This window comes from Neobacillus niacini NBRC 15566 (genome assembly GCF_001591505.1).
GTDB lineage: Bacteria > Bacillota > Bacilli > Bacillales > Cytobacillaceae > Neobacillus > Neobacillus niacini.
In genome coordinates this window covers 140756-161017 of the sequence record NZ_BCVA01000002.1, presented here as the reverse complement: position 1 = coordinate 161017, position 20262 = coordinate 140756, and the positions used below count along the sequence as shown (strand labels likewise).

The window sequence follows — 20262 nt, the reverse complement described above, 5'->3', positions numbered from 1 at the left end:
ATTAATATATTTACTTCAACAACAAAAAAAATCGACCAGCGAGGTCGATTTTTTAATCGTTTTCAAGTTTTAGTCCTGATTCTTTATAAAATTCAAGTTTTTTCTCATTATATTGTACGGTTAATGAATTAAATTTTTCATTTGCATCATATACCATTTGATAAATAGTATTTAAATTCGTAACATGCTCTTCTAGCTGTTCGTATGAAACACTCTCATTTTTTAACATCAGATATAATTCTTTATCATTTTCCAATGCACTTCTATATTCCTTCGTAAGTTGATTATGTACTTTATATCGATTCCGCATTATTTCTATTAGCTCAGAAGCTTTTTTCTTTTGTTCAGTATCGTCTATTTCATTCTTTATATCTTCAACCTGCTTAAATTCTATTTTTGAGTCATTGATACTGTCGATTTCCTTTTGTAAATGATCTCTTCTCTGTTCAATAATTGAAAGTGCTTCGTCTGTAAGCTTAACAATCTCATCATGCTGCTTTATACCAAGATCCATTATCCGATCATATATTTCTTTTTCTTTCTTTTCTAACTTTACAAGGGGCTCTTGCTGCTCTTCAAAAACTTCTTCTGCTTTTACGACGTTTTCTAAGGCTCGGTACATTCTTTCAGTTGTCTCTTCTTTACTAACACATCCAATTAATAAAAAACTAATGGCGAAAATAGAAAAAATAATACGATTCATTCTAACGTTTAACACTTCGCAACCCCCTTAATGATTACATTCTTACTATATCTGTACTTATTATGTTCGACAATATCTCATGCAACAATTAACTTTTCGCGAATTGTCTGATAGACTAATGAATATCAATATCTTTAGTTTTTAAACAGGAGTGAATGGAATCATGTTAATGATGAATGATATCATTCGAGACGGCCACCCTACCTTAAGAAAAGTAGCGACTGAAGTAACTATGCCGCCATCGGATGAAGAGAAAGAAATACTTAAAAGCCTCTTGGAATATGTTAAAAATAGCCAAAATCCTGAAATATCTTCTCAATATGGGTTACGTCCTGGGATCGGTTTAGCTGCTCCGCAGATAAATGTCTCAAAACGCATGATTGCGGTTCATCTTCATGATGAAAAAGGGAACTTATATAGCTACGGATTGTATAATCCAAAAATTATCAGTCACTCTGTTGAAAAAGCTTATTTGGTTTCTGGAGAAGGATGTCTTTCTGTAGACGAGGAAATCCCGGGATATGTGGAAAGGTTTGCTCGAATTACGGTAAAAGGGATCACGCTTGATGGCGAAGAGGTTAAACTTCGTTTAAAGGGTCTTCCAGCGATTTGCTTTCAACATGAAATTGATCATTTAAATGGGATTATGTTTTATGATCATATCAATAAACAAGATCCTTTCAAACCGATTGAAGGTGCCATAGCTATTGAAAGATAAAAAAATGCGCAAGTGCTCCCAAGCCTTGCGTATTTTTTATTTATTTAAGTTCCCATATTTTCACCATCCGTTCCATCTGTCAATTTATATCAACTTTCATAATTCTTCCATCTTTATCCATGAGAGAAATCCTGTATATACCATATAATATTAGTATAAAAATGATTGAATAAAAAAAAATCTACAATAATGTCGTGGCTTGCTTTACATTGGACAAGGATCGTTTAAAATAGGAAGTAAGGAGATGATCCACTATGTTAAAGAAGCTAAGAAAGAAGCTCTTAAAACAGTGGAACGATTTACTGCGAAAAAAATCAATTGCCTAACTACAACTTTTTTCGAGCCCTTCAAACTTGCGAAGGGCTCCTTCCTTATTGTAAATTGATTATCAGTGTATTATTTACATATTTTTTCTAATAGGTCCAAGCGTTTACTTTTTAGGTGAAAAGTGAATTTACATGAAAAAAATGTAATTATTTTATATAATAGAAAAAGTCATGATCGATTAAGGAGCGATTTATTATGGTATTTAAAGTTTATTTTCAAGAAAACATCAAGGAAGTTCCAGTTAGAGAGAAAACAAAGGTTCTCTATGTAGAAGGAGAATCTGTTAGGGATGTACGAAAAAAAATTCAAAATCGTGGATACAATGTTGAAATGGTGCAAGAAGTAAGCGGAGCATTTTTAGAATATGAAAAACAAAATGAAGATTTTAATGTATTGGAGATTTGATAATTTATGAAATTTGTAAAAAATGACCAAACTGCTGTTTTTGCTTTAGGTGGTTTGGGCGAAATCGGAAAAAACACATATGCAGTACAATTTCAGGATGAAATCATCCTGATTGATGCGGGGATTAAGTTTCCAGAGGATGAGCTATTAGGTATTGATTATGTTATTCCTGATTATACCTATTTAGTAAAGAACGAAGATAAAATAAAAGGATTGTTTATTACCCATGGACACGAGGACCATATCGGCGGTATTCCTTATTTGTTACGTGAAGTAAATATTCCGATTTATGGCGGTAAGCTTGCCCTAGGACTTATTAAAAATAAACTTGAAGAACATGGGCTCTTGAGAACGGCAAAGTTAAATGTAATTCAAGAGGATGATGTGATCAAGTTCCGAAAGACATCTGTTTCTTTCTTCAGAACAACACATAGTATCCCAGATTCATACGGTATCGTTGTAAAAACTCCGCCAGGACAAGTCGTGCATACTGGCGACTTTAAATTTGATTTTACACCAGTGGGTGAACCGGCTAATTTAACTAAAATGGCTGAAATCGGAAAAGAAGGAGTACTATGTTTATTGTCAGATAGTACTAATAGTGAAATTCCCGAATTCACCATGTCTGAACGTCTTGTTGGCGAAAGCATTGATGACATTTTCCGAAAGGTCTCAGGCCGCATTATATTCGCTACCTTTGCTTCTAATATTTACAGACTGCAGCAAGTAGTGGAAGCAGCAGTTGCCAACGGAAGAAAAGTTGCTGTTTTTGGCCGCAGTATGGAGTCGGCTATTACGATCGGTCAAGAGCTTGGCTATATAAATGCACCAAAAGAAACGTTTATCGAAGCCAATCAAATTAACCGACTTCCTGCAGACAAGGTAACGATTCTATGTACTGGCAGCCAAGGTGAAGCTATGGCCGCATTATCTAGAATCGCAAATGGGACGCATAGACAGATTCAAATTATTCCAGGCGATACCGTTGTATTCTCATCTTCACCTATCCCAGGGAACACAATTAGTGTAAATCGGACGATTAACCAGTTGTTTAGAGCAGGTGCTGAAGTTGTTCACGGTAAACTCAGTAACATCCATACTTCTGGACATGGCGGTCAAGAGGAACAAAAGTTAATGCTTCGCTTAATCAAACCGAAATTTTTTATGCCAATTCACGGTGAATATAGAATGCAAAGAATGCATGCTAAATTAGCAGTAGACTGTGGCGTTGAAGAAGAGAATTGTTTTATTATGGACAACGGTGAAGTATTAGCTCTTTCTGAAAACAGCGCGCAAGTAGCAGGGAAAATCCCTTCAGGCTCTGTTTATATTGATGGCAGCGGTATTGGTGACATTGGGAATATTGTTCTACGTGATAGAAGGATTCTTTCTGAAGAAGGATTAGTCGTTGTAGTGGTTAGCATTAACATGAAAGACTTCAAGATTGCTTCAGGTCCGGACCTTATCTCTAGAGGTTTCGTCTACATGAGAGAATCTGGCGACTTAATTAACGACGCTCAAAACCTAATTACTAAGCACTTAAATAAGGTAATGGAACGAAAAACAAGTCAATGGTCCGAAATTAAAAATGAAATCACTGATACATTAGCACCATTCCTTTACGAAAAAACGAAACGCAGACCAATGATTTTACCAATCATTATGGAAGTATAAGAAAAAGCGGAAGCACCCTAAGGGACTTCCGCTTTTCTTATTGCATTACCTTACGTTCAAAACGATCAATATCTTCATCTGTACCAATAACAATTAATACATCGTTTGCTCTGATATCTTCATTGGCCTTTGGAGATACGATGATATCCATACCTCTTTTAATGGCAACAATATTTAATCCATATTTCTTACGAATGTCTAAATCAATGATGGTATGACCGCTAATCTTACTGTTTGCAAAAATTTCAACAATACTATGTTCATCTGATAACTCCAGGTAATCTAAAACACTGCTTGAAGCCATATTATGAGCTATTCTTCTGCCCATATCTCGTTCAGGGTGAACAACCTTGTCAGCGCCAATCTTCACTAGTACTTTCTCATGATAATCATTTTGTGCTTTAACGGTAATATGATTTACCCCTAATTCTTTTAAGATCAACGTGGTTAAGATGCTAGATTGAATATCATCTCCAATCGCAACTATAACGTGGTCAAAATTTCGAATACCTAGACTCTTTAATACAGCCTCATCCGTTGTATCTCCCACAGCAGCATGAGATGCTATCATAGCAAAGGCATTTACTCTTTCTTCATTTTTATCGATTGCCAATACCTCAAATCCTTCATCGGAAAGAGTACGACAAATGCTGCCACCGAAACGGCCAAGTCCTATTACTGCAAAATTCTTCCTCACTAAAAACTCCCCCAGCAAAATCAATTAACCATTTTTATTTTAGCATATCCAAATTAGTTGAATATACTTATTTATCCGTTACCATTATGGTTCCTTGTCTTTTTGATAGATAGGTAAATAAAAACAGCAACCACTGCAATGATAACTATGATTGGTATATTACCAACTATAAAAACAAATAAACCTGAAATAGCTGCTAAGAGGAAGTTAGTACTTTTCATAAATTGTTTTTTGGTCTTATCCCAAGTATTAAGATCTTCATCATCAAGATTTGGGACTATAACTTTATTTTCAAAAAGTGATAAATGAACGGTCGATAATGCAGTCTGATTTTCTAAATATTTCATTCTTCCTTGAATCGTTTCGATTTCCTCTTGAACTGTGGCAAGGTCTGCTGAAATTTTCAAAAGATCTTCCGTCTTTTGTGCAGATTGCATGAATGATGTTAAACGCTCTTCCACAACTCTTTTTGACTTCATTCGTGAGTCAAGGTCGATATATTCTTCAGTGACATCCGTACCAGTAATATTCCTTTGTAGAACCTCAGCTGCCTGCCCCTCGGCATCATGCAAAAAGGCTTGGAAATTCTTTTGGGGAATGCGAACAGTAATTTGCCCGCTTACTTGTTCTATACCATCCTTAGAAACATTAGACTGTGAGATATAACCCCCGTACTTTATCACTTGTTCTTCTATATTTTGCAAGGTATCTTCAAATTTCTTAACACGAAGCTGTAAATCGGCTTGATAAATAACCATTTGGCTAGGGGCTTCTAACTCTGCAGGAGCTGTTTTCTCTTGTCTAGCATTATTATCAAGTGATAGTTGTGATTTTTCTTCCTTAGCAGCTGAATCCATTTCCACACTACTGTCACTACTCATTTTTGTATCTTCACTTTTACTGCTTGAACTGCAAGCAGCTAGAAAAAGCACCAGAGAAATGAAAGCAATTAATCTGAATACCTTTTTCATTTGTGTAACCCCCTTTTATCTATTTATAAATACGGACGTTAAATAATTGGGTTGGTTACAACTATAAACGCAAAAAAACTGTTCGTTGTATAACGAACAGTCCTTTAATCATTTATTCAGTTTTTTCCATTTCATCGAGTACACGGTTGACTCGCTTTTCAAGCATTTTCATTCCGCTTCCTCCTGCTTGGAAATGTCGGAGTTTGCCTTCACGGTCGAATACGTAATATGCCGGGACATATTGGTTTTCGAATGCTTCCGTTAGTTTATGTTCATTATCAACAAAAATTGGCTGAATGATTTCATGCTCTGCTGCAACTTGCTTGATTTGCTCTATATCTAGGTCCTCTTCCGACCTAGGCATATGCACTGCCACCACATTTAATTTATCTTTATATTCATCACGGAATTGATTAACTTGCGGCATAGCTTCTTTACATAAGTAACAGCTGACTGACCAGAAATGAATAAGTGTAGGTTTATCACCCACTAGATCCTCTCTTGTTACTTCTCCATTTAACCATTCAACTGCACCGGTTAGTTCTGGCATTGATTCACGTAGTTTCATGATATATCCCCTTTTTAAAAAAGACCTAACACCAATGGTTAGGTCTATCGTTTTAAATGTAAGAATTAAGCGTTAAGTGTAGCTTGTCCTGGTTTCCAGTTAGCTGGGCAAAGACCACCAGTTTGTAATGCTTGAAGGACACGTAATGTTTCATCGACATCACGGCCGATATTGTTGTGGTTAACAACTGAATACATTAACTCACCTTCGGGGCTGATGATGAATAAGCCGCGAAGTGCAATACCTTCTTCCTCGATTAAAACCCCATAGTCACGTGCAACAACATGGTTAGTGTCTGCAGCTAATGGATAGTTAAGCTCACCAAGGCCATTATTTTTGCGTTCTGTGTTAATCCAAGCAAGGTGTGTATGTATTGTATCAGTTGAAGCTCCAATAACAACTGCATCAAGATCATCGAATTCTTCATAACGATCAGATACCGCAGTAATTTCTGTTGGACATACAAAAGTAAAATCCATTGGATAGAAGAACAACACAGTCCACTTTTCATTTTTCATGTTTTCTTCAAGGCTTACTTTTCCAAACTCTTTGTTCGGTAATACTGCATCCATTTCAAATCTAGGTGCTTGTTTCGCTACCATACGTTCTGGCATATCTAACCCCTCCAATTTGTAATATAATAGTCCCTTAATTGGTTTACCCTATTTAAATAAAGAATAAACGACGATATGTAACAATCTTTTCTAATTTTCAGTTTAACATTATTATACAAAAGAATAAAACGAAACGCTTTTTAGAAAGAAACTTAATTTCCTTGAAACGTAATATAGCTAGTGAGAATATCAATTGCGACTTCTATGGCCTTTTCATTTGGATTTAATTTGGCATGGTGCAGTCCATATGGCGAATCAACTCCGAGCCAAAACATTAAACCGGGAATTTCCTTCAACATATAGCCAAAATCTTCACCTGTCATAGCTTCTTGGCATTCAATGACATCAATCGTGGTTTGTGTTCTCATATATTGTATGAAATCTCTCGTAATTTTTTCATCATTGTAAACCTGGTGATACATCGCACCATAATCAATTACTGCTTCACATTCAAAACTAGTCTCTATCCCCTTTACAACGGCATCTATTCGTTGTTTCACCTTAGCCATTGAATCATCAGAAAGTGTACGAATTGTTCCTTCAAGTCTAGCCTTCTCAGCAATAATATTTTGAACGGTTCCACTAGTGATTTTTCCAATCGTAATGACTGCACTATCTAATGGATTAACATTCCGAGAAATAATCGTTTGAAGCTGACCGACAAGCGAGCAAGCAGCTATTACCATATCATTTGTTAAATGGGGATAAGCAGCATGGCCCCCCTTCCCATTTAGGTCGATAAATAGCTCTGAGGTATTCGCAAATAATAGCCCCTCTTTAAGCGCAATCGTTCCGACAGGATATTCTGGTGCGATATGTAAAGCAAAAATAATGTCGGGCTTCCATTCCTTCATAATGTCGGATTTTAGCATTGGTTCTGCTCCGCCCGGTCCCTCTTCTGCAGGTTGAAAAATAAATAAAATATTATCTTCTATTGGATTATTGACAAAGTGTGTTAAAACACCCAGCGCGATACTCATATGAAAATCGTGTCCGCAGGCATGCATTTGTTCCTCATGGGTTGAAGAGAACTCTAATCCCGTTTCTTCCACAATTGGCAGCCCATCAATATCTGCGCGATAACCAATGGTTTTTCTGGGATTCAAACCTTGAACTTTAACAAAGAGTCCAGTTTTCCACTTTTTAATGGATATTCTCTCTTGTGATAAGTTTTCAATATACGATAATAAATAAGCTTGTGTTTTATGTTCTTGGAAACCCAATTCGGGTATTAAATGCAGTTCACGGCGAATTTTTACAAAAGGGTTCATTTCTTTCACTCCTTTTACTAGAAAGAAAGCGTGGAGATTATCCACGCTTTACTTTGTCTTAGATTTATAGCTGGCGAAGTTCTTGCATAATTTCTGTTTTTGATTTTGTTTTCTCATCTATATCCTTAATTTTTTTAGCAGGAGTGCCAGCTACGACTGTGAACGGAGGAACATCCTTTGTAACGACTGCACCAGCAGCAACTACTGATCCTTGTCCCACTCTAACTCCTTCTAAAACCACTGCATTCGCACCTATTAACACATCATCTTCTATTATAACAGGCTGTGCGGATGGTGGTTCAATCACACCAGCTAAAACTGTTCCAGCACCGATATGACAGTTCTTCCCTACAGTAGCTCTTCCGCCGAGAACAACACCCATGTCTATCATCGTTTTCTCACCAATAACTGCGCCAATATTAATAACAGCACCCATCATGATTACGGCATTATCTCCAATTTCTACTTGGTCACGAATCGTCACTCCAGGTTCAATACGAGCATTAATATTTTTTGTATTTAATAATGGAATCGCTGAATTGCGGCGGTCATTTTCAACTACATAATCCTCAATTTTCGCTTGGTTTGATTCTAACACTGGGTTAATATCTGACCATTCTCCAAAAACAACACCTGTATTACCATTAATAAAAGTTTTAGAATCACTTCCAAAATCAATACCTTCTAAATCACCTTTTACATAAACCTTTACTGGCGTTGCCTTTTTGCTGTTTTGAATAAAAGAAATAATTTCATTTGCATCCATCATTTTCATAGTACTACCTCCAAATATAATTAAAATTTACTTTACCAAACAAAAGTATTGAAAACAAGAGAAATGAACATAATCATCTGCTGTTTTGACTGCTATGTTCTTTAATGAGATCCACGAACGCTTGCACTTGTTTGAGTTTAAATGACGACTCATATGCTAGTAACCATGTATCTCGTTGAAGTGCATTACCATCTTCATCTAATAACGGAATTTTATAAATTTCTTTTTCACTATTATTTAAAGTTATACCCGGTAAGATCGAATAACCTAAACCATTAAAGGTTAATTGCTTACATGTCTCAATTTGATCGACAAGAATTGTTCTTTTGGGTGAGGTTTTGAATTGGCGCATCCACCAATCTTGTATCTCTTGATAATAATTAGAATCACTTTTAAATTGAATGAAAGGTCTGTCTGTTTCCAATAACTGTTCGGGTCTGGTAATATCTCGATCAACTAAAAAGAGCGGATCACTGAATAGTTTAATTTTAACGCCTTTCCAATCTGGCATTCCTCGAATGATACCAATATGTACTTGATCATCATATAAACTTTTCAATATTTCACTGCTCCAGCCAGTTATAAGTGATATTTTTGCTTGTGGATACGTATCACTATATTTTTTTAAGACGGGAGGGAGCCAATTTTGACCAACGATCGAGGCCACTGCTATTTTCAATGTTCCTGATACTCCAGATTGAAGGGAGTGTACCGTTTCCCGAACCTTTTCTTCTTTAACCAGAACCTCGTTTACAAATTGAATGACATGTTCACCTGCTGGAGTAAGTGCCAGTCCTTTTTGTGAGCGGATAAATAATTTAGTTCCCCACTCTTTCTCAATGGTTTGAAGACGTTGTGACAACGCTGGCTGTGATACGAAAAGCCTCTCTGCGGCTTTACGCATATTCATCTCCTGAGCTAAAACAGATAATAAGTGAAATTCAGATATAGAGGACAAAACCATCCACCTTTATACTTTAGTAAACATCACCATCTTATTATATAGAGAAAATTAAAACTTTTCATTATTAAGCTGCATTTTTTTATTTAGAAAAAGCTCTGCACATTTATGCAGAGCCGCGGTTTTGTTTTGGAATGAAAGTTATCAGGATTAAACTTATAATAGCAAAGGCAAGTACAACATAATATACCCAATGCAAGGATTGCGTTAGACCTTCTTGGAGCAGTTCTTTCACTGATATATGTAAATCTGCCCGTTCATTTTCCTTTAATAATAAGTTTGCAGAATCCACTGTTAATTTTTCATCAGTACTGCCCGCATTTTCACGAAGGTAGTCTGCAAGCCGATTATTGAGAATTCCTCCAAGTAAAGCAGCACCTATTGTGTTGCCTAGATTCCTCATAAACATATTTGCTGCAGTTGCAACTCCTCTTTGCTGCCAGCCTACGGTGCTTTGTATAGAAACGATAAAAGCAGTAGACGTTAAGCCCATACCAAACCCAACAATAAAGGAACCAGCAGCCGCCCAGAGGGGTCCTGAGGAAGAAGTCATTGTTACAAATACCAAACTTCCTATGATTAAGGCTGCACCCCCAATAAGGGATGTTTTTCGGTATCCCATAGAAATTAACATCTTTCCTGAAAATGTAGACGCAATTGGCCAGCCAATTGACATGGTTGTTAACGTAAAGCCCGCGACAATCGGTGATTGTTCCATTACCCCTTGAACAAATGTAGGAAGAAAACTGGAAATCCCAATCAACATAATTCCCGTCGTTAAACTAGTAACATTTGCTACAAAAATAGACCTTTCCTTCCATATATTAAATGGCATGACTGGTTCTTTTACACGGCCTTCATGAAAAACAAAGATACTAATGGTAATAATAAATAGGACTGCCAAACTTAAGATTTGCCAAGAGACCCAGGACCACCGTCCTCCACCCTCAACAAGTAGAAACATTAATGATGAGATTGATATGGTTAATAGAAACGCACCTATGTAATCAATTTCGTGTTTTTTCTTTTCAACATTTTCGTGCAAAAAGATTCCTATACCAATTAAAGAAAGGATCCCGAGTGGAATGTTTATCCAAAATACATACTTCCAGCTCACATACTGAACCAGTAAACCACCGACTGCTGGACCCGTAACGGCAGAAATTCCCCATACACTTGCAAGGTAACCCTGGACTTTTGCTCTCTCTTCAGCTGAATAAATATCGCCCACAATCGTCGTAGCAATAGGCGTAACAGCTCCCGCTCCAAATCCTTGGATTAATCGGAAAAGAATAAGTGATTCCATTGACGTGGCAAATCCGCAAAGAATGGATCCAATTAGGAAAATGATAATTCCGATAAAGAGAATAGGTTTTCTACCGAATAAATCTGATAATTTACCATAAATTAGTACCGTTACCGCATTCATTAATAGATAAGCAGAAAAAACCCAACTATAGAGAGTAAAGCCGCCCAAGTCAGCCACAATAGCCGGCATGGCTGTCGAAACAATCGTTGCCTCTATTGCTCCCATGAACATCGCAAGCATGACTGCTGCTAGAACCAGCGGTCTATTTGTCTGCCCTTTTTTAGACTGGGAAACCGGAGCACCCATTTTCACACCTCTACTTTCTCTGGAAAATAATACAGCCCCCTTTTGGGAGCCTTATTTATCACTTTTATTCATCTTATTAATAGCTAAATTTAACTGGGTTAACACTGTACTCCTAGGCAAAATACCTTCGAAATAACCATCCTCGGTGTCTATACAAAGAAAAGGATGATTTACTAAGAGCCTTAAACAGGTTTTAATGGAAGCAGTTACTTTAACACGCGGAACTGATGTATTCATTACCTCTTCCACTCTCTTTTTTTCAAGTTGTTCAAATTCTATTCTTTCAAGTCCAAGAATCGAATCCATTATTATTGGGGTACTAATTAGACCGTGTAATTTATAATTAGGATCTAGTACAGGTATCGCTGTATATCCGCTCTTCGTTAACACTAATAAGGCGTGTTCTAGATTATTTCCAACCTGTACATGAGCAACACGCTCAGATGGAATCATTAATTTCCGAATATCTATCTCTAAAAATTCTCCACTGTGAAGACTTATCATCGCCGAAAACTCCTCAATGTTTGTTATACCACATGTATATTCTACCATAGTTTTCGGAGAACTGGGTTTTTTTATAAAAAAACAGAAAAAGATAGGAACCGAAATCGGTTCCTACTGGATTAGATCAAAAATTTCAATCGTGATCATGTCGACATTATCAAATTGATAACGCTTTGGCTTTTCCTTTTCATTATATATTTCCAATTCAAATGTTTCTGTTTTTGGATGAAATGTAACCTGACACTTTCTTTCACCATTCACTTCGAAATAGCGTTGTGCCGGTTCACCTCCATTAGACTGTTCCTGAAGGTTTTTTAACCGGGTTAATATCCCTTGAAGCTGTGACATATGCTCCGTCTCCTTTCAAACACAAGCAAACTTTCTACTGTTATGTTTCTCTTTTAGCCTATTTCTATCCTTATCGATTATTTCCAGTAATAATCTCAGGTAGAAAATATGCCAATATTAAAAGAATAAAATAACAGAGAGCATTTGTCCAAGCAAAAATGAAAAAAATGGGAAACTTTTTTTCAATAGGCTTTATCTATAATCGATTTAGGGATATTATTATATAAATATTCATCTACTTTCCAGCCGCCATTCATTTTCTTTAATACTACTCCCTCATAATGGTCTTCATAACTTACAGGACCATCGGTAGTTGATGGAAAAAATTGAAGAACATAAATCCTTTCAGGGGAGATGACTACTTTTGTTTCATCAGAAAAATGGAAAAAGGGAATATAATAAAATGCAAAATCCGAGCCATAGGTAACAAATTTCCCCTCTTCTTTAAATATATTCTCATCCCAAAACATTTTTTGATATTTATCAGAGAAATAAGGGCTTAAAACATCAATAATTTCTTCTTTTGTTCTAGTTTGATCACTAAGAGAGATTTGAGCCCGAAATGCTTCCTGGAGGAATCTAAAAACATCGTTTTTATTACTTAAACTATCTTTTGCATTTGGAGACAAAGGTATTAATAATAGCACTATAAGGAGTATTAGCAAAGTTTTCTTCAATTTCTTTTCCCCCTGTCTTTCAAAAACTTGTTAATATTCATTTTAACAATAAATATTCCAACGAAACGTATAAATAAATCTCAAAAAAACAGCAGCAAATGACATTTATCCACAATTTATATTAATAACCACTCGAAAAATCTTTATAAAAAATAGGCCCTCTTAAAGAGGCCCTATCAAAAAAAACTAATTACACAAAAAAGGATGATAAAGAGAACCAATGCAAAAAATATACCATATGATACGAATATCGGATTGCTAAGATAGATATGTTTTTGTACTGGCTTAGGGATAGTGGAATCAATATCTCCTTCTGCAGTTTTTTGTTTTCTGGCAATAACCAATGTATACACAAGCGAAACCGCAAGAATACCTACAATAACGATGGAGAGTGCATTAACAAATAGATTCATGAGCGATTTCTCCTTTAATAAAGTTAATATTAAGTTTCCACCGCCCTAACCATTCTATGCAATTTAAGTTATAACAACTGGTCATGATCAAATAAATACTGATAGCTAATATCAATAAATAAATAGTCATTCCCATTTATAGGAATAGAGAAGGTTCGAATTGTTTCCCCAGACTCGATATCACTATATAAATCCGAAAGAATGCCCTTGCCTCCATTCCTCATTTTTATAATATTTTCTAAAAAATATGGACGCCAGCTCCAATTCTTTAGGATATATTCTTTTTGCGTAAACCAGCCGTTTTCTCCTTTAAAGATGTTTGAGGATTTTTGAAAACCATCCTCATCACATACATACATTCGGAATGCAATCCCATCCATTTCCTTTACAAGTGAAGTAAATAAATCCTCGTAATTAGCTTGTTTATTCTTTACAAGGATGTCTTGTACTTTATTTTGGAAATACTCAGCGGCTGAATAAATGGCCTCAAGCTTTCTTTTCTCATAAGCAATAAATTCATGAAATTTCCCTTTTAATCGATCTTTTAGTAATTCCCGCTCAATAAACTTCGGTGCAGGTGGATGAAGATAAAAACCTTGGTAATATCTCCCGCCATTTTTCCATGCAAATTGAAGCTGATAACTCATTTCTATATTTTCAAACAATAATGTAGCACCAATTTTCCTAGCTAATAATGACAGAGAAAATAGAACATCCGTAAAGCTTGATGCGGTTGCGTTAGATTTCAGTGCTTGTAAATTGATTTTAATGATATCAGGATTTAATTGGCCAATTCTCTCAAAGTAATTGGTATCACTATCAATACTGGCAATCGCAACCTTTATGCCATACGTACGATAATACTGTAATAAATGATCTAACTGAGCCAAATCACCCTTATATTTACCTTCAGAAATTTCAAGGACTATTCTCTTTAAATTCAATCCTCTTTTTTCAAAAGCCAGCAGTTCCTGTAGAAATGGCTCTCCATGTCGATACATGAGTAAATCGGCATCACGATTCAAATAGAAACTGACATCATCTTCTAGTTCGATTGCAAGGTCTAACGCTTTCTGAACTAACAGCAGATCAACTTCATATTTATATTCTTCTGGTATTTGGTCATCAAGAAAAAATTGACCTAAGCTTATGATGTTACCTTCCGATCGATATCTGCCTAAAACTTCATATGCGATAACACGCTGCTCATCGGCACTAAAAATTGGTTGAAAATAAGGAATGACATTTTCAAGATCCGTTAGGATATCCAATGCATCCATTCAAGTACCCTCCGCAAAAAAGATTTTCCTCATTATACCATACCCTTATATACAATACGCTTAACTTGCATAACTTGTTCTTTTCCAAAAGGAACCATTATAGCAAAACAGAAACAACCAAATGATAAAACTAATTCCAGATGATTGGGGGATACCTCTTGAAAAAACTTTGTTTGATGGCTTCAATCCTTCCACTTTTTGGATTTAATAATACAGACGATACAGCTTCACAAAAACCAGAGAAACAAAGCTATAATGAAATATACGAACAAGTACCAAGCCCAGCAATCAAAAGATCGGGGAATCCCGCCATTAATCATTCGCATGTAAACCATCACCCACCTAAAAAGGATTCTATAATGCTAGACGTTGTATTAATAAAACAAAATCCGGAGCTCAAATATGGGTGTGAAGTAACAAGCCTTGCCATGGTATTAAATCATGCAGGTGTAAACACAGACAAAATGGATTTATATCGTTCCATTCAAAAAGATCCCGACCCTATAAGAAGAGCGGGAAATGGCGATATATTAAATTGGGGCAATCCCGCAGATGGTTTCGTTGGAGATATGACAGGAAGGACACCAGGGTATGCCGTCTTCGATAAACCAATGGAGGCATTAGTGAACCAAAAACTTCCAGGAAGAGCAATTAATTTAACAAATCAGCCATTTGAACGGGTTCTAGAGCATGTTTCTGCTGGTTATCCCGTAGTTGTTTGGACAACAGGTGATTATCGGTTACCTGATCGCTGGGAGTCATGGACTCATGGGCAGCAATTGATAAAAACACCTCTTGATCTACATGCAGTAGTTCTTGTAGGCTATGATTCAGACTTTGTATATTTGAATGATCCACTTTCTGGCAAAAAACAAGCTAGGGTAAATAAAGATCAATTTATTGAATCCTGGAAGGCTTTACAAAGCAGGGCAATTAGTTATAGATAGACAGAGCAGCCAAAAAATGGCTGCTCTTATGTATTTTTTTTACATTTTAGAATATGAACTAGTATAGATCTTTTTTATATATTTTCATTTATCATATTACTTGCAAAAGGAACCAATTTTAAAGAAAATACGAATGACCCTCATTAATTTACAAATAAAATTTGGAGATAGGTTGGTAGGATAAATATGCCCAAAAAAATAAAAAGGAGAACCTTCTTAAAACGTACCTTTGGCACGTTCTTAACTGTTCTCGGTCTTGGTTCAGGCGGTTACTTTTATGCCAATCGAATTGAACCTTCACTTTTAGAAATCAAAAGGCTCGAAATCAGACATTCCTTAATTCCTCCTAGTTTTAACGGAACTAAAATTGTCCAATTTAGCGATACCCATTTAGGTTTTCATTATAATATTAACCAATTTGAAAAATTGGCAAAAAAAATTAATCAACTCGAGCCTGACTTAATTTTTTTTACAGGAGATTTATTGGACGAGCCAAATAAATTTAATGAAATAAATAAAGTCGCCCCTATCTTACAGCATTTAAATGCCAAAATCGGTAAATATTGTATTTACGGAAACCATGATCATGGCGGTTATGGGTCAGAAATCTATCGAAACCTAATGGAATTATCAAGTTTTACTGTCCTGCTAAACGAGTCTTTGCTTATTAAACAAAAGGACGGTACCTCTATTTCTCTCCTAGGGATAGACGACCGTATGCTGGGAAAACCCAACTTGGAAACGGCCATGAAGCAGGTCCCTAAAGATTCATTTAAACTACTGTTATCACATGCTCCAGATGTTGCAGATGAAGCCTTAAATTATGGGATACATTGGCAATTAAGCGGACATAGCCACGGGGGACAGGTAAAAATACCTTTTGTCGGTGCACTCGTAATCCCTCCATTCGCACAGAACTATCCTGAGGGCCTCTATACGATTGGCCAGGACAATCCCTTATCGTTATATGTAAATCGAGGAATTGGTACTACTCGTCTGCCCTTTCGATTCTTAGCAGTACCTGAATTAACTGTATTTACTCTCACTTCATCAGAAACAAATTAAGAAAATCCTTGCCAGTGATTGGATAAGGATTTTTCTGTTTTTTACAATAATGTTTTTACTTTCTTGTATTTCTATTTTACAATTAATAATAATAAAGATAGAACAATATAAAAAATAAAAGGAGTACCTATTTTGACTGATGATAGAAAACACCCCCATACAAAAGGAAAGCTGACAATCGATAACCTCTCACAAGCTCTCTTTATTGTTAATCGCCATGCAAAAACAGCTCCAAACCCCAAATTTTTATACAAATTAAAGCATGAATCATTAAAAAAATTAATAGAAGAAGGAAAAGCAAAAAAAATTGGCCTTCATTTTTCCCAAAACCCACGTAATAGTAAACAACAATCTGACGTCCTTGTCGAATGTGGTCATTATACCTTTCATATTCCTCCTACCAAGTCTGATTTTGCTGAACTGCCTCATTTGGGCAAGTTAGATGGCAGCGTAAGGAATCCAAAATCTTCACTTTCACTAAGCCAGGCAAAATCGGTTTTACAGACATATACTGGAATTAAAGAAATCGAGCAGCCACCCTCAAACCAACAAAAAAACCGCCCCTATCAAAAACCTATCTTTAAAAAGTTAGGGGAAAGATATACGTAAAAAAGCCGGACTCATCCGTCTTTTTTACGTGTTTTTTATTGTTGGAATTATTTTGTCCAGTAGAATATTTCTATAAATCTGTTTATAATCAAAGGTATTGATGAAAGCAATGGAAGGATGAACAAGGTGGAGCATTTAATTAATACCAAAGTTCAAAATATTGAGGTTTCAGGAATCAGAAAATTTTATAATATGGTATCACACATAGATGATGTTATTTCATTAACCATTGGTCAGCCAGATTTTCAAACACCAGAGCATGTTAAGCAGGCTGGCATCGAAGCGATCGAGGATAATTTCACCTCCTATACCCATAATGCAGGTATCAGTGAATTACGAATTGCTGCTTGCGATTTTGTTGCGAAAAAATACAATCTAGCTTATGAGCCAGATTCGGAAGTAATTGTTACTGTAGGAGCAAGTGAGGCCATTGATATCACATTTAGAACAATATTGGCTGAAGGTACAGAAGTAATTCTGCCTGGCCCAATATATCCTGGATATGAACCCATTATTCGGATGTGTGGGGCTGTCCCCGTGCATGTCGATATCAGGGATAATGGATTTCGATTTACCTTAGAAATGATTAAACCTTATTTAACCGATAAGACACGCTGTATTGTAATGCCTTATCCATCTAACCCAACAGGAGTTAGTCTTACAGAGTCCGAGTTAAAGGAAATAGCGGATTACTTGAAAGAGAGAGAAATATTCGTACTTGCAGACGAAATTTACAGCGAGTTGACTTATGATCAACCCCATATTTCGATTGCTGCGTTTTTAAAGGAGAAAACGATTGTCATTAATGGCTTATCAAAATCTCATTCAATGACTGGATGGAGAATTGGATTTCTATTTGCACCTAAAGACATTACAAAGCACATATTAAAGGTGCACCAATATAATGTCTCCTGTGCCAATTCAATTGCACAGAAAGCCGCTCTAGCCGCTTTAACAACTGGAATCGATGATGCCACTCCAATGAAAAAGGAATATATCATAAGACGCGACTATGTTTATAATCGTTTGTCCACCATGGGGCTTCGTGTAGTCAAGCCTGATGGGGCATTTTATTTCTTTGTGAAGATCCCTGATTTCATTCAATTAAATAGTTTTGACTTTGCACTAGAGATGGTCCACCAAACAAAAGTAGCCGTAGTACCTGGAAGTGCATTCTCTGAATACGGTGAAGGTTATTTTAGATTATCTTTTGCCTGTTCATTAGAGACGTTAGAAACTGGATTAAACCGAATTGAGACATATTTAAACATGAAAAAGTAAAATTACCCTCACTGCTGCAGTGAGGGTAATTTTATTATTGACCTGTATATTTACCATTATTTTTAGGTGCTTTTTCTTTTTTCGCTTTATCTTTATGAATTTTATTTGTTGCTGCTGACCCCATCTCATGAGCAAATTCTTCATTTAAGACAGCAGAATCAAAACCCTTTTTATTTTTTTGCTGTGGGTCATTCTTTTTTGTTCTCTTTGCCATAAACAGTTTCCTCCTATTTCAGCTTCTATCATAGTTTCTGAAATCAAGAGCTATTTATTCAAGCCGGTTAGGACTTCCAATATTTATAAAGAGCTTGTGTTCCACTATTTTCCTCACCCAGTTCAGCAAGTTGGACATAAAGCTTCTTGGCCAAATCTAAACCAGGAACTTTCATGTCCATTTGCGCTGCTTCATCTAAGGCAATTTTAATATCTTTAATAAAATGTTTTATATAAAACCCGGGTTCAAAGTTACCATCAAGCATTCTTGGTGCCAGATTGCTCAATGACCAGCTTCCTGCAGCGCCAGTTGTTATACTTTTTAAAACGGATTCTGGGTTTAACCCTGCTTTTTCAGCATATACGATCGCTTCACAAACACCTATCATATTAGAGGCAATCGCGATTTGGTTGCACATTTTGGTGTGCTGACCTGCACCGGCTTTACCCTGGTAGACGATAGTTGATCCCATCAAATTTAACAATGGTCTTATGGCCTCCACGTCCGCTTCCTCTCCGCCAACCATAATAGACAGCTTCGCTTCCTTTGCTCCTACATCCCCGCCAGAAACAGGTGCGTCAATGGTATGTATTCCTCTTTCTTTCGCAGCCTTAAATATTTTTACTGCCAGTGATGGAGCTGAAGTTGTCATATCAACGAGGTAACTTCCCGCTTTAGCATGACTTACCAATCCATCTTTTCCTAAGTAAATCTCTTCAACGTCAGTGGGATAACCAACCATGGTAATAACAACATTTGCCTTTAGAGCTACCTCTCGTGGTGTTTCCCCCCACTCTGCACCTTTTTCTAACAGTTCCAACGCCTTTTCCTTTGTCCTTGAATAAACAATTAATGGATAACCAGCAGACATTAAATGTCCTGCCATACTTTTTCCCATTACGCCTGTCCCAATGAAACCAATAATAGTATTTTCTGGAGTAAACAATAGGATCAATCCTCCGATTATGAATTTCCTTCTTAATTATATAATTTTTAACACAAAAAAACCGGAACTAAGTACTTTCCGGTTATCGTGCTCAATCTCCAAATTTATGCACCTTTTTAGTCTCTCCTAGATAAAAAAGTGATAAACACATTTTTCACAGCTCTGACGAAAAATTTGTTAGGTACACTCTTCCAAAAACTTCTTGGTTGTTATATATCTCGATTGAAACTGCCTGATTTTTTTCTATCATTGTTTGAAGCTCATGTATGTGTAAGTCATTCTTTAACGGCAGCGGGTCCATGAAAATATATTTTTCACTTTTACCCTTGACCTCCAAATATTCACCATTGAGAACTTGTTCTTCACCATATATTATTTCACGCTTACCTATCGCCGAAGCCAAACGATCATCATGTATGGTAACTTTGACTTTATATAATTCATGTCTATCCAATATCTCGTTATTAATTCTAAATCGAAATTGAAGTTCATTATTCTTTGTTAACAAGGCATCCGCGTAACGATTGACAATCAGTTCCTTTGATAGGGGAATTCCACACCCGGTTAGTGTTGTGCCTAATAGAATCATACTTATTAAAACAAAAAACATTTTTATACTTCTCCGCATGATAAACACTCCTTTATGTTTTTACCTTAGCCAAATATTTCTGGTAATAAA

At 36.2% G+C, this 20262-nt stretch carries 24 protein-coding genes; 7 read left to right on the top strand and 17 right to left on the bottom strand.

What is annotated here, in order from left to right; translation table 11 throughout:
• Positions 1 to 52: 52 nt before the first annotated feature.
• On the bottom strand, positions 53 to 718 hold the full coding sequence (locus tag BANA01_RS02730; protein WP_235847046.1) for a YkyA family protein: 666 nt from the start codon (positions 716 to 718) through the stop codon (positions 53 to 55).
• A 148-nt stretch (positions 719 to 866) separates the two neighbouring features.
• Here BANA01_RS02730 and def point away from each other — a divergent pair, with 148 nt between their 5' ends.
• From def to rnjA, 3 genes are all read left to right on the top strand, one after another.
• Positions 867 to 1421, top strand: coding sequence for a peptide deformylase (gene def, locus BANA01_RS02725; protein WP_063251555.1), 555 nt, complete (start codon positions 867 to 869; stop codon positions 1419 to 1421).
• 522 nt (positions 1422 to 1943) lie between these two features.
• The gene (locus BANA01_RS02720; protein WP_063251554.1) at positions 1944 to 2153 is read left to right on the top strand and encodes a DNA-dependent RNA polymerase subunit epsilon; all 210 of its coding nucleotides are present in this window, start codon (positions 1944 to 1946) and stop codon (positions 2151 to 2153) included.
• Between the two features lie 6 nt (positions 2154 to 2159).
• Complete coding sequence (rnjA, locus tag BANA01_RS02715; protein ID WP_063251553.1) at positions 2160 to 3827, top strand: ribonuclease J1; 1668 nt, start codon at positions 2160 to 2162, stop codon at positions 3825 to 3827.
• Between the two features lie 37 nt (positions 3828 to 3864).
• On the opposite strand, the gene BANA01_RS02710 is transcribed toward rnjA, so the two are convergent.
• The 13 genes from BANA01_RS02710 to BANA01_RS02650 all read right to left on the bottom strand — a co-directional run bounded on the left by BANA01_RS02710 (position 3865) and on the right by BANA01_RS02650 (position 14521).
• The gene (locus BANA01_RS02710) at positions 3865 to 4524 is read right to left on the bottom strand and encodes a potassium channel family protein (protein WP_063251552.1); all 660 of its coding nucleotides are present in this window, start codon (positions 4522 to 4524) and stop codon (positions 3865 to 3867) included.
• 71 nt (positions 4525 to 4595) lie between these two features.
• On the bottom strand, positions 4596 to 5495 hold the full coding sequence (locus BANA01_RS02705; protein WP_063251551.1) for a DUF4349 domain-containing protein: 900 nt from the start codon (positions 5493 to 5495) through the stop codon (positions 4596 to 4598).
• A gap of 112 nt (positions 5496 to 5607) precedes the next feature.
• Complete coding sequence (locus BANA01_RS02700; RefSeq protein WP_063251550.1) at positions 5608 to 6063, bottom strand: TlpA disulfide reductase family protein; 456 nt, start codon at positions 6061 to 6063, stop codon at positions 5608 to 5610.
• A gap of 65 nt (positions 6064 to 6128) precedes the next feature.
• Positions 6129 to 6677, bottom strand: coding sequence for a peroxiredoxin (locus tag BANA01_RS02695; RefSeq protein ID WP_063251549.1), 549 nt, complete (start codon positions 6675 to 6677; stop codon positions 6129 to 6131).
• Between the two features lie 152 nt (positions 6678 to 6829).
• Positions 6830 to 7948, bottom strand: coding sequence for an N-acetyldiaminopimelate deacetylase (locus tag BANA01_RS02690; RefSeq protein WP_063251548.1), 1119 nt, complete (start codon positions 7946 to 7948; stop codon positions 6830 to 6832).
• A 64-nt stretch (positions 7949 to 8012) separates the two neighbouring features.
• Positions 8013 to 8723 carry a 2,3,4,5-tetrahydropyridine-2,6-dicarboxylate N-acetyltransferase gene (gene dapD / locus BANA01_RS02685; protein WP_063251547.1) on the bottom strand — a complete coding sequence of 237 codons (711 nt, stop codon included), beginning with the start codon at positions 8721 to 8723 and terminating at the stop codon, positions 8013 to 8015.
• A gap of 73 nt (positions 8724 to 8796) precedes the next feature.
• Positions 8797 to 9681 carry a LysR family transcriptional regulator gene (locus BANA01_RS02680; RefSeq protein ID WP_063251546.1) on the bottom strand — a complete coding sequence of 295 codons (885 nt, stop codon included), beginning with the start codon at positions 9679 to 9681 and terminating at the stop codon, positions 8797 to 8799.
• Positions 9682 to 9790: 109 nt separating this feature from the next.
• Positions 9791 to 11299, bottom strand: coding sequence for an MDR family MFS transporter (locus BANA01_RS02675; RefSeq protein ID WP_063251545.1), 1509 nt, complete (start codon positions 11297 to 11299; stop codon positions 9791 to 9793).
• Positions 11300 to 11350: 51 nt separating this feature from the next.
• Positions 11351 to 11803 (bottom strand): cyclic-di-AMP-binding protein CbpB, encoded by a 453-nt coding sequence (gene cbpB / locus BANA01_RS02670; protein WP_063251544.1) that lies wholly within the window; start codon positions 11801 to 11803, stop codon positions 11351 to 11353.
• Positions 11804 to 11914: 111 nt separating this feature from the next.
• Positions 11915 to 12151, bottom strand: a complete 237-nt coding sequence (locus BANA01_RS02665; protein ID WP_045515459.1) for a YkuJ family protein — start codon at positions 12149 to 12151, stop codon at positions 11915 to 11917.
• A gap of 182 nt (positions 12152 to 12333) precedes the next feature.
• A complete protein-coding gene (locus BANA01_RS02660; protein WP_063251543.1) occupies positions 12334 to 12828 on the bottom strand; it encodes a DUF3993 domain-containing protein in 495 nt (164 codons plus the stop codon).
• 176 nt (positions 12829 to 13004) lie between these two features.
• Positions 13005 to 13241 (bottom strand): hypothetical protein, encoded by a 237-nt coding sequence (locus BANA01_RS02655; protein ID WP_063251542.1) that lies wholly within the window; start codon positions 13239 to 13241, stop codon positions 13005 to 13007.
• 68 nt (positions 13242 to 13309) lie between these two features.
• Positions 13310 to 14521, bottom strand: coding sequence for an EAL domain-containing protein (locus BANA01_RS02650; RefSeq protein ID WP_063251541.1), 1212 nt, complete (start codon positions 14519 to 14521; stop codon positions 13310 to 13312).
• A 158-nt stretch (positions 14522 to 14679) separates the two neighbouring features.
• Here BANA01_RS02650 and BANA01_RS02645 point away from each other — a divergent pair, with 158 nt between their 5' ends.
• The 4 genes from BANA01_RS02645 to BANA01_RS02630 all read left to right on the top strand — a co-directional run bounded on the left by BANA01_RS02645 (position 14680) and on the right by BANA01_RS02630 (position 18423).
• Positions 14680 to 15468, top strand: a complete 789-nt coding sequence (locus BANA01_RS02645; RefSeq protein ID WP_063251540.1) for a C39 family peptidase — start codon at positions 14680 to 14682, stop codon at positions 15466 to 15468.
• A gap of 186 nt (positions 15469 to 15654) precedes the next feature.
• Complete coding sequence (locus tag BANA01_RS02640; RefSeq protein WP_063251539.1) at positions 15655 to 16533, top strand: metallophosphoesterase; 879 nt, start codon at positions 15655 to 15657, stop codon at positions 16531 to 16533.
• Between the two features lie 132 nt (positions 16534 to 16665).
• On the top strand, positions 16666 to 17142 hold the full coding sequence (locus tag BANA01_RS02635; protein WP_411834770.1) for a YkyB family protein: 477 nt from the start codon (positions 16666 to 16668) through the stop codon (positions 17140 to 17142).
• A gap of 126 nt (positions 17143 to 17268) precedes the next feature.
• Positions 17269 to 18423: an aminotransferase A gene (locus BANA01_RS02630; RefSeq protein ID WP_063251537.1), complete on the top strand. Its 1155-nt coding sequence runs from the start codon at positions 17269 to 17271 to the stop codon at positions 18421 to 18423.
• A gap of 34 nt (positions 18424 to 18457) precedes the next feature.
• Here BANA01_RS02630 and BANA01_RS02625 read toward each other — a convergent pair whose 3' ends face one another.
• The 3 genes from BANA01_RS02625 to BANA01_RS02615 form a co-directional block, all read right to left on the bottom strand.
• On the bottom strand, positions 18458 to 18637 hold the full coding sequence (locus BANA01_RS02625) for a hypothetical protein (RefSeq protein ID WP_063251536.1): 180 nt from the start codon (positions 18635 to 18637) through the stop codon (positions 18458 to 18460).
• Between the two features lie 67 nt (positions 18638 to 18704).
• On the bottom strand, positions 18705 to 19583 hold the full coding sequence (locus BANA01_RS02620; protein WP_063251535.1) for an NAD(P)-dependent oxidoreductase: 879 nt from the start codon (positions 19581 to 19583) through the stop codon (positions 18705 to 18707).
• 154 nt (positions 19584 to 19737) lie between these two features.
• Entirely contained in the window at positions 19738 to 20211 is a 474-nt protein-coding gene (locus BANA01_RS02615; RefSeq protein ID WP_063251534.1) for a hypothetical protein, read from the bottom strand.
• Positions 20212 to 20262 lie beyond the last annotated feature (51 nt).